General features: G+C 59.5%; 12 protein-coding genes and 1 tRNA gene. All 13 read right to left on the reverse strand.

All coding sequences use genetic code 11. The features are described from left to right. Positions 1–20: 20 nt before the first annotated feature. Positions 21–2117, reverse strand: coding sequence for an elongation factor G (gene fusA / locus BGI27_RS09195; RefSeq protein WP_095524578.1), 2097 nt, complete (start codon positions 2115–2117; stop codon positions 21–23). Between the two features lie 123 nt (positions 2118–2240). Beyond that, complete coding sequence (rpsG, locus tag BGI27_RS09200) at positions 2241–2711, reverse strand: 30S ribosomal protein S7 (RefSeq protein WP_095524579.1); 471 nt, start codon at positions 2709–2711, stop codon at positions 2241–2243. A 22-nt stretch (positions 2712–2733) separates the two neighbouring features. Continuing rightward, positions 2734–3111, reverse strand: coding sequence for a 30S ribosomal protein S12 (rpsL, locus tag BGI27_RS09205; protein WP_095524580.1), 378 nt, complete (start codon positions 3109–3111; stop codon positions 2734–2736). Between the two features lie 128 nt (positions 3112–3239). Next, on the reverse strand, positions 3240–7448 hold the full coding sequence (gene rpoC, locus BGI27_RS09210) for a DNA-directed RNA polymerase subunit beta' (RefSeq protein ID WP_095524581.1): 4209 nt from the start codon (positions 7446–7448) through the stop codon (positions 3240–3242). A gap of 27 nt (positions 7449–7475) precedes the next feature. After that, a complete protein-coding gene (rpoB, locus tag BGI27_RS09215) occupies positions 7476–11609 on the reverse strand; it encodes a DNA-directed RNA polymerase subunit beta (protein ID WP_095524582.1) in 4134 nt (1377 codons plus the stop codon). A 171-nt stretch (positions 11610–11780) separates the two neighbouring features. Then, positions 11781–12158 carry a 50S ribosomal protein L7/L12 gene (gene rplL, locus BGI27_RS09220; RefSeq protein WP_095524583.1) on the reverse strand — a complete coding sequence of 126 codons (378 nt, stop codon included), beginning with the start codon at positions 12156–12158 and terminating at the stop codon, positions 11781–11783. A 49-nt stretch (positions 12159–12207) separates the two neighbouring features. Beyond that, positions 12208–12708, reverse strand: a complete 501-nt coding sequence (gene rplJ, locus BGI27_RS09225) for a 50S ribosomal protein L10 (RefSeq protein ID WP_095524584.1) — start codon at positions 12706–12708, stop codon at positions 12208–12210. A gap of 260 nt (positions 12709–12968) precedes the next feature. Continuing rightward, positions 12969–13667 (reverse strand): 50S ribosomal protein L1, encoded by a 699-nt coding sequence (gene rplA, locus BGI27_RS09230; protein WP_095524585.1) that lies wholly within the window; start codon positions 13665–13667, stop codon positions 12969–12971. Position 13668: 1 nt separating this feature from the next. Continuing rightward, a complete protein-coding gene (gene rplK, locus BGI27_RS09235) occupies positions 13669–14100 on the reverse strand; it encodes a 50S ribosomal protein L11 (RefSeq protein WP_095524586.1) in 432 nt (143 codons plus the stop codon). A 95-nt stretch (positions 14101–14195) separates the two neighbouring features. After that, entirely contained in the window at positions 14196–14729 is a 534-nt protein-coding gene (gene nusG / locus BGI27_RS09240) for a transcription termination/antitermination protein NusG (protein ID WP_095524587.1), read from the reverse strand. Then, the gene (gene secE / locus BGI27_RS09245) at positions 14726–15073 is read right to left on the reverse strand and encodes a preprotein translocase subunit SecE (protein WP_095524588.1); all 348 of its coding nucleotides are present in this window, start codon (positions 15071–15073) and stop codon (positions 14726–14728) included. The genes nusG and secE overlap by 4 nt, the downstream gene beginning before the upstream one ends. 22 nt (positions 15074–15095) lie before the next feature. Further along, positions 15096–15171, reverse strand: a tRNA-Trp gene (locus BGI27_RS09250). Between the two features lie 89 nt (positions 15172–15260). After that, positions 15261–16451, reverse strand: coding sequence for an elongation factor Tu (tuf, locus tag BGI27_RS09255; protein ID WP_095524577.1), 1191 nt, complete (start codon positions 16449–16451; stop codon positions 15261–15263). Between the last annotated feature and the right edge of the window lie 20 nt (positions 16452–16471).

Here is a 16471-nt window from a genome sequence, read left to right on the forward strand (position 1 = left end):
TGGATTCTCAAAAAAAGTGATTACTTCTTGTTGATGATGGCGTCAGCGACATTCTTCGGCGCTTCGGAGTAGTGCTTGAACTCCATGGAGTAGGTAGCACGCCCCTGCGACAACGAGCGCATGGTTGTCGAGTAACCGAACATTTCCGCCAGCGGCACCTCAGCCTTGATCGCCTTGATCTGGCCGGGCAGATCCTCCATGCCCAGCACGATGCCACGACGGCCTGACAGGTCACCCATGATGTTGCCCATGAACTCTTCCGGCGTCTCGACTTCCACAGCCATCATTGGCTCAAGGATCACCGGACTGGCGCGACGGCAACCTTCCTTGAATGCCATGGAGGCGGCCATCTTGAACGCGTTTTCGTTCGAGTCCACGTCATGGTAGGAACCGAAATGCAGCGTGCACTTCACGTCCACAACCGGGAACCCTGCCAGCACGCCGTTCGGAATGCTTTCCTGCAACCCCTTGTCGACCGCAGGAATGAATTCACGCGGCACGACGCCACCCTTGATCGCATCGACGAACTCATAGCCCTTGCCCGGTTCGTTCGGCTCGATCTTGAGCACAACGTGACCATATTGGCCACGACCACCCGATTGCTTGACGAACTTGCCTTCCGCGTCATCGACAACTTTGCGGATGGTCTCGCGGTAAGCCACCTGGGGAGCACCCACGTTGGCTTCCACACCAAATTCGCGCTTCATACGATCAACGATGATTTCCAGATGAAGCTCGCCCATACCAGAAATAATGGTCTGACCGGACTCTTCATCGGTACGCACGCGGAAAGACGGATCTTCCTGCGCCAGACGGCCCAGTGCGATGCCCATCTTTTCCTGATCGCCCTTGGTTTTAGGTTCGACAGCCACGTGAATCACGGGATCCGGAAACTCCATGCGCTCCAGCGTGATGATCGCATCCGGAGGACATAACGTCTCACCCGTCGTCACGGACGACAGGCCGATGGCTGCAGCAATGTCACCTGCGCGCACTTCATCGATTTCCTGGCGATCATTCGCATGCATCTGCACCAGACGGCCGATACGTTCCTTCTTGCCCTTGATCGGGTTGTATACGGTGTCGCCAGACTTCAGCACACCCGAATACACACGAATGAAGGTCAGTTGACCAACGTACTTATCCGTCATCAGTTTGAAAGCCAGCGCCGAGAATTTCTCGCTGTCATCAGCCCTGCGTTCAGCCTCTTTCTCGTCGTCATCAATGCCCTTGACCGGCGGAATGTCAACCGGCGAAGGCAGGAAGTCGATGACGGCATCCAGCATGCGCTGCACGCCCTTGTTCTTGAACGCGGTGCCGCACAGCATCGGCTGAATTTCACAGGCGATAGTACGGTCGCGCAGCCCCTTGACGATGTCCTCCTCGGACAGATCGCCCTCGGACAAATACTTGTCCATCATCTCTTCAGAAGACTCAGCAGCAGCCTCGACCATCTTCTCGCGCCATTCGGCAGCGGCAGCCTGCAGATCGGCAGGGATGTCTTCGTAGCTGAATTTGGTGCCTTGAGAAGCCTCGTCCCAAATGATGGCCTTCATCTTGATGAGGTCGACCACACCCGCAAAGCTATCCTCCGCGCCGATGGGGATCACCACAGGCACGGGGTTGGCGGTCAGGCGCGTACGCAACTGGTCGTAGACCTTGAAGAAGTTGGCGCCGGTACGGTCCATCTTGTTTACGAAGGCCAAACGCGGCACACCGTACTTGTTAGCCTGACGCCACACGGTTTCCGACTGCGGCTGCACACCACCCACGGCGCAGTACACCATGCAGGCGCCATCCAGCACACGCATGGAACGCTCCACCTCAATGGTGAAATCCACGTGCCCCGGGGTATCGATGATGTTGACGCGGTGCTGTTCCAGATTGCCGGCCATGCCTTTCCAGAAACAGGTGGTGGCAGCGGAAGTGATGGTGATGCCACGCTCCTGCTCCTGCTCCATCCAGTCCATGGTGGCTGCGCCATCATGCACTTCACCGATCTTGTGGTTGACACCGGTGTAGAAGAGGATGCGCTCGGTCGTGGTGGTCTTGCCGGCGTCGATGTGAGCAGAGATACCGATATTGCGGTATCTCTCGATGGGGGTAGTGCGAGCCACGGTTTCAGCCTTTATTCAGTTGAAGCAGGTGGAATGGGGAGTGGGAGAGTTGGATGTTGGCGCGCATTTGTGAAAACAAGTCGAGCCCTTGCTAGGGCCCGACTCATGCGCATCAGCAAACCATCAGAAGCGGAAATGCGAGAACGCCTTGTTGGCGTCCGCCATACGGTGCACTTCGTCACGCTTCTTCATTGCTGCGCCACGGCCTTCAGCGGCCTCCAGCAGCTCACCGGCCAGGCGCAAGGCCATGGTCTTTTCGGAGCGCTTGCGGGCAGCTTCACGCAGCCAGCGCATGGACAGCGCCATGCGGCGACTCGGACGCACTTCCACCGGAACCTGGTAGTTGGCACCGCCGACACGACGGCTCTTCACTTCCACCACCGGCTTCACGTTGGCGATTGCCGTAGAGAACACTTCCAGCGGGTCCTTGGAGGACTTGCTGGCGATGGTTTCGAACGCGCCATACACGATACGCTCGGCAACAGACTTCTTGCCGCTGTCCATGATGACGTTGATGAACTTGGATACGTCCTGGCTGCCGAACTTCGGATCAGGCAGGATTTCACGCTTCGGTACTTCGCGACGACGTGGCATGTCTATCTCCTTTCGTCAGTGATCAGGACTTTTTCGGGCGCTTGGCGCCGTACTTCGAACGGGACTGCTTGCGATCCTTGACGCCTTGCAGGTCAAGCGAACCGCGCACGATGTGATAACGCACACCTGGCAAGTCCTTCACACGACCACCGCGGATCAGCACAACCGAGTGCTCTTGCAGGTTGTGGCCTTCGCCGCCGATATAGGAAATGACCTCAAAGCCGTTGGTCAGACGCACCTTGGCGACCTTACGAAGCGCGGAGTTCGGCTTCTTCGGCGTCGTGGTGTAAACGCGGGTACAAACTCCGCGCTTCTGCGGGCAGGCTTCCAGAGCCGGCACCTTGCTCTTGGAGACCGGAACTTCCCGGCCCTTGCGAACGAGTTGATTGATGGTTGGCATTACGTTTCCTCGGATCTCACCACCAGCTGGCAAACCAGCTCGGGCCGCGATCAAACAAACGGACCGACCATCAAGGATAGTCGGCCCACTAAAAGACACGGGAGTCTAGCCGACGCCCGTGCCATCCGTCAAGCAGCGCTCGGGGCGTCCCCTTCCACTGCTTCACTCACTGCTTCACCGGTAAAAATCGACCCGCCGAAGTCCAGGCCGGCCGACTGGGCGCGACGCGTACGGTGGTAGGCGAGACCAGTACCGGCGGGGATCAGGCGACCGACGATGACGTTTTCCTTCAGGCCGCGCAGCTCATCCTTCTTGCCCATGATCGCCGCTTCGGTCAGCACGCGGGTGGTTTCCTGGAAGGACGCCGCAGAGATGAAGGAATCGGTCGACAGAGAGGCCTTGGTGATGCCCAACAGCATGTAGTCGTAAGTCGCAGGCTGCTTGCCCGCCGCGATGAGCTTGTCGTTCTCATCCAGCACTTCGGAACGCTCGACTTGCTCTTCGCGGATGAACCTGCTTTCACCCGGATCGTTGATGACCACACGACGCAGCATCTGACGCACGATCACTTCGATGTGCTTGTCGTTGATCTTCACACCCTGCAGACGATACACATCCTGCACTTCGTCGATGATGTAACGGGCCAGTGCTTCGACCCCCTGCAGACGCAGGATGTCGTGCGGATCGGCCGGACCATCGACGATCAGTTCGCCACGCTGAACCACCTGACCGTCGTGCACCAGCACATGCTTGTCCTTCGGGATCAGCGTCTCATGGACCGTCCCGTCAGGCTCGGTGATCACCAAACGCTGCTTGCCCTTGGTGTCCTTACCGAAGGACAGCGTACCGGTAACTTCCGCCAACACGCCAGCATCCTTCGGCGCACGGGCTTCGAACAGCTCGGCCACACGCGGCAGGCCGCCGGTGATGTCTCGGGTCTTGGCGGATTCCTGCGGAATCTTGGCCAGCACATCACCCACCGAGACCTCCTGACCATCCTTCACGGTGATCAGCGAACCGACCTGGAAGGTGATGGTCACGGCGTGTTCCGTACCCGGGATCTTCACTTCCTGACCGCTCGCATCCAACAGCTTGACCTGCGGGCGCACGCCCTTGCTGCTTGTGGAACGGCGCTTGGCGTCGATGACCACCAGCGTGGACAGGCCGGTAACTTCGTCGACCTGCTTGGCGACGGTCGCGCCTTCCTCAATGTTCTCGAACTTGATGGTGCCCGAGTACTCGGTGATGATCGGCCGGGTATGCGGATCCCAAGTGGCAAGTTGAGTGCCGGCCTTGATGGCCTGACCATCTTCGACCAGCAGAGTGGCGCCGTAGGGCAGTTTGTGGCGCTCGCGCTCTCGGCCCATCTCATCGGCCACCACCAGTTCGGCAGAACGCGAGATGACGATCTTTTCACCCTTGGCGCTGGTCACGTAACGCATGTTGCCCGTGAAGCGCAGGGAGCCTGCAGACTTGGCCTCGACCGAACTCGCCACGGCAGCTCGCGATGCGGCACCACCGACGTGGAAGGTCCGCATGGTCAGCTGCGTGCCCGGCTCACCGATGGACTGGGCGGCGATCACGCCGACAGCTTCACCAGCATTCACCAGATAGCCACGACCAAGGTCACGACCATAACACTTGGCGCACAGACCATAGCGTGTTTCGCAGGTTAGCGGGGTGCGTACGCGTACTTCGTCGATCCCCAGCGAATCGATCAGATCGCAGGCGTCTTCGTCCAGCAGGGAGCCGGCATAGATCACAGTTTCCTGGGTTTCCGGATTCACCACGTCATCGGCAGCCACACGGCCGAGGATACGCTCGCGCAGCGGTTCGACCACTTCACCACCTTCGATCATGGCCTTCATGACGAAGCCCTGTGTGGTTTCGCAATCGTCCTCTGTCACAACCAGATCCTGCGTCACGTCGACCAGGCGGCGTGTCAGATAGCCGGAGTTTGCGGTCTTCAACGCCGTATCGGCCAGACCCTTACGGGCGCCGTGGGTCGAGATGAAGTACTGCAGAACGTTCAGGCCTTCGCGGAAGTTCGTCGTGATTGGTGTTTCGATAATCGAGCCATCAGGCTTGGCCATCAGGCCGCGCATGCCGGCAAGCTGGCGAATCTGGGCGGCAGAGCCCCGGGCGCCGGAGTCGGCCATCATGTAGATGGAGTTGAAGGACTCCTGCTTGGTGTTCTTGCCTTCGCGGTCGACAACCGGCTCCTGACTCAGCTGGTCCATCATCGCGCGGGCAACCTGGTCACCGGTACGGCCCCAGATGTCCACCACCTTGTTGTAGCGCTCGCCGTCGGTCACCAGGCCCGAGGCGTATTGCTGGGCGATTTCCTTCACTTCCTGCTCAGCGGCCCCGATGATGGTCTCCTTCTGTGTCGGAACAAGCATGTCCTTCACGGCAATGGAGATACCAGCGCGGGTCGCCAGACGGAAGCCGAACTGCATCAGCTTGTCGGCGAAGATCACGGTTTCACGCAGACCGCAGCGCCGGAACGATGTGTTGATCAGGCGCGAAATTTCCTTCTTCTTCAGCGCCTTGTCGATCACCGAGAACGGCAGGCCAGCCGGCAGGATCTCGGACAGCAGCGAACGGCCCACCGTGGTGTGATAGCGCTTGATGGTCTCGACCTTGTTGCCTTCGGCATCGAAACCGACCTCGCGGATGCGCACGGTGACCTTGGCGTGCAGCGACACCTGGCCCGATTCATAGGCACGCTTGGCTTCGCCCACGTCGGTGAACAGCATGCCTTCGCCCTGGCTGTTCACGCCGGCGCGGGTAGCGTAATACAGGCCCAGCACCACGTCCTGCGAGGGGACGATGATCGGTTCGCCGTTGGCGGGCGACAACACGTTGTTGGAAGCCAGCATCAGAGTGCGAGCTTCCATCTGCGCCTCCAGCGACAGCGGCACGTGAACGGCCATCTGGTCACCGTCGAAGTCGGCATTGAAGGCCGCGCAGACCAGCGGGTGCAGCTGGATCGCCTTGCCTTCGATGAGTGTCGGTTCGAAAGCCTGAATACCCAGACGGTGGAGCGTCGGTGCGCGGTTCAGCATCACCGGGTGCTCACGGATCACCTCTTCGAGGATGTCCCACACCACCGGTTCTTGCGATTCCACAAGCTTCTTGGCCTGTTTGATGGTCGTTGCCAGCCCCATCAGCTCCAGCTTGTTGAAGATGAAGGGCTTGAACAATTCGAGGGCCATCAGCTTGGGCAGACCGCACTGATGCAGCTTGAGCTGCGGGCCCACGGTGATCACAGAACGCCCGGAGTAGTCCACGCGCTTGCCCAGCAGGTTCTGACGGAAGCGACCGCCCTTGCCCTTGATCATGTCGGCCAGCGACTTCAGCGGACGCTTGTTGGCACCGGTCATGGCCTTGCCACGACGACCGTTGTCGAGCAGCGAGTCGACCGCTTCCTGCAGCATGCGCTTTTCGTTGCGCACGATGATTTCGGGCGCCTTCAGCTCCAGCAGACGCTTCAGACGGTTGTTACGGTTGATGACGCGGCGATACAGATCGTTCAGATCGGAAGTCGCGAAACGACCACCATCCAGCGGTACCAGCGGACGCAGATCCGGCGGCAACACCGGCAGCACTTCCATGATCATCCAGTCGGGCTTGATGCCGGACTGCACGAAGGCTTCCAGCACCTTCAGGCGCTTGACGATCTTCTTGATCTTGGCTTCAGAGCCGGTGGTTTCCAGCTCGCTGCGCAGGCGATCAATCTCCTTGTGGATATCGATGTTGCGCAGCAGACCGCGGATACCCTCGGCGCCCATCATGGCGGTGAATTCATCGCCGTATTCCTCGGTCTTGGCGAGGAAATCGTCTTCGGTCAGCAACTGGCCGCGGGTCAGCGGCGTCATGCCCGGTTCGACCACCACGAAGGCTTCGAAGTAGAGCACGCGCTCGATGTCGCGCAAGGTCATATCCAGCACCATGCCCAGACGGCTGGGCAGGCTCTTCAGGAACCAGATGTGTGCGGTCGGGCTGGCAAGCTCGATATGGCCCATGCGCTCGCGACGGACCTTGGAGAGCGTGACTTCGACGCCACACTTCTCGCAGATCACGCCACGATGCTTCAGGCGCTTGTACTTGCCGCACAGGCACTCATAGTCCTTCACCGGGCCGAAGATCTTGGCGCAGAACAGACCATCGCGCTCCGGCTTGAAGGTGCGGTAGTTGATGGTCTCCGGTTTCTTGACTTCACCGTAGGACCAGGAACGGATCTTGTCCGGCGAGGCGAGCCCGATGGTGATCGCATCGAACTCTTCCTCGTTGGGCAGGCTTTGCTTGAACAGGTCAGCGAGCAGGCTTTTCATCTATCGTTACTCCATTCCAGTCGCGGTTCAGTAGCGTTCGAGATCGATATCGATCGCCAGCGAACGGATTTCCTTCACCAGCACGTTGAAGGATTCCGGCATGCCGGCATCGATCTTGTGCTCGCCCTTGACGATGTTTTCGTAGACCTTGGTACGGCCAGTCACGTCGTCGGACTTCACGGTCAGCATTTCCTGCAGCGTATAGGCCGCGCCGTAGGCTTCCAGCGCCCAGACTTCCATTTCCCCGAAGCGCTGACCACCGAACTGCACCTTGCCGCCCAGCGGCTGCTGGGTCACCAGCGAGTATGGGCCGGTCGAACGTGCGTGCATCTTGTCATCGACCAAGTGGTGCAGCTTCAGGTAGTGCTTGTAGCCGATGGAAACCTGGCGCTCGAAAGCTTCACCCGTACGGCCATCGAACAGGCTGACCTGACCGCCTTGGTCCAGCCCAGCCAGCTCAAGCATCTTGGTGATGTCTTCTTCGGTTGCGCCGTCAAACACCGGCGTGGCAAAGGGAACGCCCTTCTTCAGGTTGCCAGCCAGATCCAGCACTTCCTGGTCCTGCAGCGTTTCCAGCGCTTCATCCGTTCCGCCACAGTTGTAGATCTCGTCCAGGAAACCACGGATCTCACGTACATTGGCCTGCGATTGCAGCATGGTGTCGATCTTGGTGCCCAAACCCTTGGCCGCCCAGCCCAGATGGACCTCCAGGATCTGGCCGATGTTCATCCGCGAAGGCACGCCCAGCGGGTTCAGCACGATATCCATCGGCGTGCCGTCTTCCATGTAGGGCATATCCTCGATCGGCAGGATCTTGGACACCACGCCCTTGTTGCCGTGGCGACCGGCCATCTTGTCACCCGGCTGCAGGCGACGCTTCACAGCCAGATAGACCTTGACCATCTTCTGCACGCCCGGGGGCAGCTCATCGCCCTGGGTCAGCTTCTTCTTCTTGGCTTCGAAGGCCAGATCGAAATCCTTGCGGGTCTTTTCCAGACCTTCACGCAGTTGTTCGCGCTGCGTTGCGATGGCGTCATCAGCCATGCGGATATCGAACCAGTTGTAGGGTTCAATCGAGTCCAGATAGTCCTTGTCGATCTTGGTGCCCTTGGCCAGACGCTTCGGGCCGCCGTTGGCGACATGACCGGAGATCAGGCGTGCGATCCGTTCGAAGGTGTCGCGCTCGACGATACGCATCTGGTCCGCAAGGTCCAGGCGGTAGCTCTTGAGCATGTCGTCGATGATCGACTGCGCACGCTTGTCGCGCTCGATGCCTTCACGGGTGAACACCTGCACATCGATGACGGTACCGTTCATGCCCAGCGGCACACGCAGCGAGGTGTCCTTCACATCGCTGGCCTTCTCGCCGAAGATTGCACGCAGCAGCTTTTCTTCCGGCGTCAGCTGGGTTTCGCCCTTCGGCGTAACCTTGCCGACCAGCACGTCACCGGCTTCGACTTCCGCACCGATATACACGATACCGGATTCATCCAGACGACCCAGTTGGGCTTCACCCAGCGAGGCGATGTCACGGGTGATTTCCTCCGGTCCGAGCTTGGTGTCGCGGGCAACGACAGTCAGCTCCTCGATGTGGATCGAGGTGAAACGATCTTCGGCCACCACACGCTCGGAAACCAGCACCGAGTCTTCGAAGTTGTAACCGTTCCAGGTCATGAACGCCACCAGCACGTTCTGACCCAGGGCGAGTTCGCCCAGGTCGGTCGAGGCGCCGTCAGCAAGCACATCGCCCTTGTCCAGGCGGTCTCCGATCTTCACGATAGGGCGCTGGTTGATGTTGGTATTCTGGTTGGAACGGGTGTACTTGATCAGGTTGTAGATATCGACGCCGACTTCACCGGGAACGGTTTCATCATCGTTCACGCGGATCACGATACGATCGGCATCAACATAGTCGACCACGCCGCCACGCAGCGCCTGTACGGCAGTCCCCGAGTCGACCGCCACGGTGCGTTCGATGCCGGTACCGACCAACGGCTTTTCCGGACGCAGGCAAGGCACGGCCTGACGTTGCATGTTGGCGCCCATCAGTGCGCGGTTTGCATCGTCGTGCTCAAGGAACGGAATCAGCGAAGCAGCCACAGAAACGATCTGTGACGGCGACACATCCATGTACTGGACCTGCTGCGGCTCGACCAGCATGGTTTCACCCTTGTAGCGGGCGGAAACCAGATCACCCTGCAGACTGCCATCCTCGCCGATCTGCGCGTTTGCCTGGGCGATGATGTACTGGCCTTCTTCGATTGCCAAGAGATAGTCGATCTGATCGGTGACCTTGTTGTCGATCACACGGCGATACGGCGTTTCCAGGAAACCATGGCGGTTGGCGGTGCCATACACGGCCAGCGAGTTGATCAGACCAATGTTCGGACCTTCCGGCGTTTCGATCGGACACACGCGACCATAGTGGGTCGGATGCACGTCGCGCACTTCGAAGCCGGCGCGTTCGCGCGTCAAACCACCCGGGCCCAGGGCCGAAACGCGACGCTTGTGCGTGATCTCGGACAGCGGGTTGGTTTGGTCCATGAACTGCGACAGCTGACTGGAGCCGAAAAACTCCTTGATCGCGGCCGAGATCGGCTTGGCGTTGATCAGGTCATGCGGCATCAGGTTCTCGCTCTCGGCCTGGCCGAGACGTTCTTTGACCGCACGTTCTACACGCACCAGACCGGCACGGAACTGGTTCTCGGCCAGCTCACCGACACAACGCACGCGACGATTACCGAGGTGATCGATATCGTCGATCTCACCACGGCCATTGCGCAGCTCGAGCAACACACCGATCACGGCCAGGATGTCTTCGTTGCTGAGAACGCCGGAACCTTCTTCACCTTGCGGGCCGACCTGCTCATAGAAGCGCTTGAGCCATTCCGGCGACTTGTCGTCGAATTTCTCCGGATAGGCGCGACGATTGAACTTCATACGGCCCACGGCCGACAGATCGTAGCGCTCTTCGGAATAGAACAGACTGTTAAACAGCGACTCGACGGCATCCTCGGTGGGCGGTTCGCCCGGGCGCATCATGCGATAGATCGCCACACGAGCCTGCCACTGATCCAGGGTCTCATCGGTGCGCAGCGTCTGCGTGATGTAACCGCCGCGATCCAGATCGTTGATGTACAACGTGCTGAAGGTCTTTACGCCTGCCACTTGCAGCTTGGCGATCAGCTCTTCGGTCAGTTCGTCGTTGGCACGGGCCAGCACTTCACCGGTTTCCGGATCGGCAACGTCATGCGCCAGAACGCGGCCAAGGAGGAACTCCTCGGGCACGACCACGCTGGTAATGCCGGCAGTCGCGATATCACGCACATGCTTGGCATTGATGCGCTTGTCCTTGCCGACGATCAGCTTGCCTTCGCCATCGGCGATGTCAAAGCGCGCCACTTCGCCGCGCAGGCGTTCAGGCAGGATCTCGAAGCGGATGTCGTTGCCTGCGAATTCGAACTGTTCGAAATCATGGAAGGTTTCCAGGATTTCCTGATTGCTCATCCCGATGGCCTTGAGCAGGATGGTGACCGGCATCTTGCGACGACGGTCGACACGGAAGAACAGCAGATCCTTCGGATCGAACTCGAAGTCCAGCCAGGAGCCGCGGTAGGGAATGATACGCGCCGAGAACAGCAGCTTGCCGGAACTGTGGGTCTTGCCGCGATCATGCTCGAAGAACACGCCGGGCGAACGGTGCAGCTGCGAAACGATGACGCGTTCCGTGCCGTTGATGACGAAAGAACCAGTGGTGGTCATGAGCGGGATTTCGCCCATGTACACTTCCTGTTCCTTGACCTCCTTGATGGTTTCCTTCGAGGCTTCCTTGTCCAGGATCACCAGGCGCACGCGGGCGCGCAGTGGCGAAGCGAAGGTCAGGCCACGCTGCTGACATTCCTTCACGTCGAAGGCAGGTTCACCGAGGATGTAATGCACGAACTCCAGGCGGGCATTTCCCGAATGCGACGCGATGGGGAAGATCGAAGCGAATGCCGCTTGCAGACCATCCACTCGCCGTGTTTCCGGCGGCACCTCGGCCTGAAGGAAGGAGGTATAGGATTCGAGCTGGGTAGCCAGCAGGAAAGGGACATCCAGAACAGCTGCGCGCTTGGCAAAGCTTTTGCGGATGCGTTTTTTCTCGGTGTAGGAGTACGCCATGGAAGCTCCGGGTCAAGAGTCCAACAGAACAGAGGACACAATGCAGTCTCGCTGAGGTCAGCGGGGCTGGATTCTGCCTACTGCATCACAACTTCAGCCACCACGATCAATGGCTTAAACGACAAAAGGGCTGGCGGCAAACGCCGCCAACCCTGCCTGCAAAAAGCGAGATTACTTGATCTCGACCTTGGCGCCGGCTTCTTCCAGTTGCTTCTTGAGTGCTTCGGCATCGGCCTTGGCAATACCTTCCTTGACGGGCTTCGGAGCGCCATCGACCAGATCCTTGGCTTCCTTCAGGCCCAGGCCGGTCACGGCACGCACCACCTTGATGACTTCAACCTTCTTGTCGCCTGCACCAGTCAGGATCACGGTGAACTCGGTTTGCTCTTCAGCAGCAGCAGCGCCGCCAGCAGCGCCACCAGCAGCCGGAGCAGCCATCGCAGCTGCAGAAACGCCAAACTTCTCTTCAACAGCCTTGACCAGCTCGTTCAGTTCCAGCACGGACATGGAGTCGAGCGCAGCCAGGAATGCGTCTTTATCGAATGCCATTTTGTAATTCCTAAATTTGAGATTGTTTCAGTGAATACAGCTTGCGTGCTCAGGCAGTAGCAGTTTCGCCCTTTTGCTCGGCCACGGCGGCGATGACGCGCGCGAAGCCAGAGATCGGGGCCTGCATGACACCCAGCAGCTGGGCCAACAGCACCTCGCGGCTGGGGATCGACGCCAGCGCTTGCACGCCAGCTTTGTCGAGCACCTTGCCGCCGTAGGAACCGGCACGCAGCACAAGCTTGTCATTGGTCTTGGCGAAGTCGTTCAACACTCGCGCGGGCGCCACGGCATCGGTGCCGATCGAATAGATCAGCGGTCCGGTCAGGTGCTCGGCAAGGCCGGCGAAGGTGGTATCAACCACCGCACGCCGTGCCAGGGTGTTTTTCAGCACACGCAGGTAAACGCCCTGTTCGCGGGCCTTGGCGCGCAGGACAGTGAGATCACCCACTTCCATGCCGCGATACTCGGCAACCACGATGGTTTGAGCGTCGGCGACCTGTGCAGACACCTCGGCCACGACGGCCTTCTTGTCTTCCAGATTCAGACTCAAGGTCAGCTCCTCTAAAAACGGATCCGGGAAAATCCCGCATCCAACCACGGCGACCTCAAATTCAGGATCCTCAGTACAACACTGGGGAGACAACCTGTTTTCGGGTTACGCCATCTGCGCTGGGAGCCACTGAAGGCGATTAAGTCAGCTGCCTTGCTGGCCAGATGACCCCAACGGTCTTTGACAACCCTGTCAGCCGCGAACGGTTAACAGGCCCAAAGTACAAACGGCCGGTCGCATAGCGACCGGCCTTGAAACAGTTACTGCTGCGCGACCGAGGTCGGTTCCACGCGCACACCCGCCCCTTGCGTGGAGGACAGGGCGATCTTGCGCAGATACACACCCTTGGAGCTGGCCGGCTTGGCCTTGACCAGAGCACCGATCAGCGCACCGAGGTTCTGCTGCAGCGCGTCGACCGGGAAAGATGCGCGACCGATGGTGGCATGGATGATGCCTGCCTTGTCGGTACGGTACTGGACCTGACCAGCCTTGGCGTTCTTGACAGCCGTGGTCACGTCCATGGTCACGGTGCCGACCTTCGGGTTCGGCATCAGCCCACGCGGACCGAGAATCTGGCCCAGGGCACCAACGACACGCATGGCATCAGGCGTTGCAATACACAGATCGAAATCGATAGTGCCAGCCTTGACCTGCTCGGCCAGATCGTCGAAGCCGACAACGTCAGCACCAGCGGCACGGGCTTCTTCAGCTTTCGGGCCCTGAGCAAACACGGCCACACGCACCGATTTGCCAGTCCCCGCAGGCAGCACCACAGAGCCACGCACCACCTGGTCGGACTTCTTGGCATCCACGCCCAGATTGATTGCGACGTCGACAGACTCGTCAAACTTGGCGGTTGCATTCTGCTTGACCAGCGTCAGCGCCTCTTCGGCCACATACAGCTTGTTGCGGTCAACCGCGGCACGCAGTGCCTTCACTCGCTTGGACAGCTTTGCCATGTCACACGCCCTCCGTGTTGATGCCCATGCTTCGGGCGGAGCCGGCGATGGTGCGAACGGCGGCGTCGAGGTCGGCCGCGGTCAGATCCTTCATCTTGGCCTTGGCGATATCCTCGAGCTGGGCACGAGTGATCGTACCGACCTTGTCGGTATGGGGCTTGGACGAACCCTTCTGCAGACCGACCGCCTTCTTGATCAGCACGGTAGCCGGCGGGGTCTTGATGATAAAGGTGAAACTCTTGTCCGCGAAGGCGGTGATCACCACCGGCAGCGGCAGACCCGACTCGTAGGATTGGGTCTGGGCGTTGAACGCCTTGCAGAATTCCATGATGTTCAGGCCGCGTTGACCGAGCGCGGGACCGATTGGGGGCGAAGGGTTGGCCTTGCCCGCCGGCACTTGCAGCTTGACGTAGCCGACAATTTTCTTTGCCATGATGGCTCCTTGAGATGAGTATTAGCGCATGCGGAGAGCCGCAATGCTCCTCTTGCCGGAGGGATCTGGGAGGCTCCGGCACCTCCACAACCTGATCAGGTCTTCTCGACCTGACTGAATTCCAGCTCGACCGGCGTTGCCCGCCCGAAGATCGTCACAGACACATGCAGACGGCTTTTCTCGTAGTTGACACTTTCAACGGAGCCATTGAAGTCCGCAAACGGCCCCTCCTTCACGCGCACCAACTCGCCCACTTCGAACAGAATCTTGGGGCGCGGCTTTTCAACACCGGCCTGCATTTGCTGCATGATTTCAGCTACTTCGCGCTCCGTGATCGGTGTCGGCTTGTTGCCCACACCACCCACAAAGCCCGTCACGCGCGGGGTGCTTTTCACCAAGTGCCAGGTGTCGTCGTCCATCTCCATCTCGACAAGCACATAACCCGGGAAGAATTTGCGCTCGGTGACGCTTTTTTGGCCGTTCTTCATCTCCAGAACTTCTTCGACCGGCACCAGAATCTGGCCAAAACGATCTGCCAGTCCAGAACGGGCTACGCGCTCTGTCAGAGCGCGCATGACCGATTTCTCGAAACCGGAATAGGCGTGAACCACGTACCAGCGCTTGCTCATTGATTCCACCCCAGAAGCATGCCGATCAGCTTGCCGACCCCCAGATCGACCAGCCACAGAATGATTGCCATTACAACCACGAAAGCGAAGACCACACCGGTGGTCTGCACAGTTTCTTTCTTGCTGGGCCAGACAACCTTTTTCGCCTCGATGATGGCTTCGCCACCAAAGGCAACCAGACGTTGCCCGGGCGCGGTGTACCAGCCGACAGCAACACCCAACCCCAGACCCGCCAATACGCTGAGCACACGAAAGATCGTGGCCTGACCATCGAGCAGGTAATATCCGACCAGGCCAGCGGCAACGAGAAGTACCGCTAGCGCAAACTTCAGAGTATCGCCCATGGAAAATCCACCTTCGTGATATTGGCAGGGGCAGAGGGTCTCGAACCCCCAACCTTCGGTTTTGGAGACCGACGCTCTGCCAATTGAGCTATGCCCCTGCAGCAGAGACTACAAAGCGCCCCGATGAAACAGAGCGCCGTCTGGTCAAAACAGCGGGAAGAGCAAGCCCTTCTCGCGTCCAGCTGTATTACTCGATGATTTTGGCGACGACGCCGGCGCCAACAGTGCGGCCACCTTCGCGAATGGCGAAGCGCAGACCTTCTTCCATGGCGATCGGCGCAATCAGCTTGACGGTCATCGAAATGTTGTCGCCAGGCATCACCATCTCGGTGCCTTCCGGCAGCGTGATGGCGCCAGTCACGTCCGTCGTACGGAAGTAGAACTGCGGACGGTAGTTGTTGAAGAACGGGGTGTGACGACCGCCTTCGTCCTTGCTCAGCACATACACTTCACCGGTGAAGTGGGTGTGCGGCTTGATCGAGCCCGGCTTGCACAGTACTTGGCCGCGCTCCACGTCTTCACGCTTGGTGCCGCGCAGCAGCACGCCGACGTTGTCGCCCGCTTGCCCTTGATCCAGCAGCTTGCGGAACATTTCGACGCCCGTACAGATGGTCTTCTGCGTGTCCTTGATGCCGACGATTTCAATTTCTTCACCAACCTTGACGACACCGCGCTCGACACGACCGGTCACCACGGTGCCACGACCCGAGATCGAGAACACGTCTTCGATCGGCATCAGGAAGGGCTTGTCGATGGCACGTTCCGGCGTGGGGATGTAGGAGTCCAGCGCGTCGGCCAGGGCCATGATGGCGCCTTCACCGATTTCGCCCTTGTCACCTTCCAGCGCCTTCAGGGCCGAGCCCTTGACGATGGGCACGTCGTCGCCCGGAAAGTCGTACTTGGAGAGCAGTTCGCGCACTTCCATTTCGACGAGCTCGAGCAGCTCGGCGTCATCGACCATGTCGCACTTGTTCAGGAACACGATGATGTAAGGCACACCGACCTGACGGGCCAACAGGATGTGTTCGCGAGTCTGGGGCATGGGGCCGTCAGCGGCCGAGCACACCAGGATGGCGCCGTCCATCTGGGCGGCACCGGTAATCATGTTCTTGACGTAGTCGGCGTGCCCCGGGCAATCCACGTGGGCGTAGTGACGATTGGCCGTTTCGTATTCGACGTGCGCGGTGTTGATGGTGATACCACGAGCCTTTTCTTCCGGCGCCGCGTCGATCTGGTCGTATGCCTTGGCGGCACCACCGAACTTCGAGGCCAGCACCGTCGTGATCGCTGCCGTCAGCGTCGTCTTGCCGTGGTCAACGTGACCAATCGTGCCCACGTTCACGTGCGGCTTCGTACGTTCAAACTTTTCCTTGGCCATGATCTACCCCAATCAACTGA

The organism is Candidatus Dactylopiibacterium carminicum (assembly GCF_014736495.1).
In the GTDB taxonomy this organism is placed as follows: Bacteria; Pseudomonadota; Gammaproteobacteria; order Burkholderiales; family Rhodocyclaceae; genus Uliginosibacterium; species Uliginosibacterium carminicum.

What these genes read in the sequence shown, in the direction of transcription:
- rpsG (WP_095524579.1), bottom strand. Translation starts at nt 2,711, where the DNA reads ATGCCACGTCGTCGCGAAGTACCGAAGCGTGAAATCCTGCCTGATCCG.
- rpsL (WP_095524580.1), bottom strand. Translation starts at nt 3,111, where the DNA reads ATGCCAACCATCAATCAACTCGTTCGCAAGGGCCGGGAAGTTCCGGTC.
- rpoC (WP_095524581.1), bottom strand. Translation starts at nt 7,448, where the DNA reads ATGAAAAGCCTGCTCGCTGACCTGTTCAAGCAAAGCCTGCCCAACGAG.
- rpoB (WP_095524582.1), bottom strand. Translation starts at nt 11,609, where the DNA reads ATGGCGTACTCCTACACCGAGAAAAAACGCATCCGCAAAAGCTTTGCC.
- rplL (WP_095524583.1), bottom strand. Translation starts at nt 12,158, where the DNA reads ATGGCATTCGATAAAGACGCATTCCTGGCTGCGCTCGACTCCATGTCC.
- rplA (WP_095524585.1), bottom strand. Translation starts at nt 13,667, where the DNA reads ATGGCAAAGCTGTCCAAGCGAGTGAAGGCACTGCGTGCCGCGGTTGAC.
- rplK (WP_095524586.1), bottom strand. Translation starts at nt 14,100, where the DNA reads ATGGCAAAGAAAATTGTCGGCTACGTCAAGCTGCAAGTGCCGGCGGGC.
- nusG (WP_095524587.1), bottom strand. Translation starts at nt 14,729, where the DNA reads ATGAGCAAGCGCTGGTACGTGGTTCACGCCTATTCCGGTTTCGAGAAA.
- secE (WP_095524588.1), bottom strand. Translation starts at nt 15,073, where the DNA reads ATGGGCGATACTCTGAAGTTTGCGCTAGCGGTACTTCTCGTTGCCGCT.
- tuf (WP_095524577.1), bottom strand. Translation starts at nt 16,451, where the DNA reads ATGGCCAAGGAAAAGTTTGAACGTACGAAGCCGCACGTGAACGTGGGC.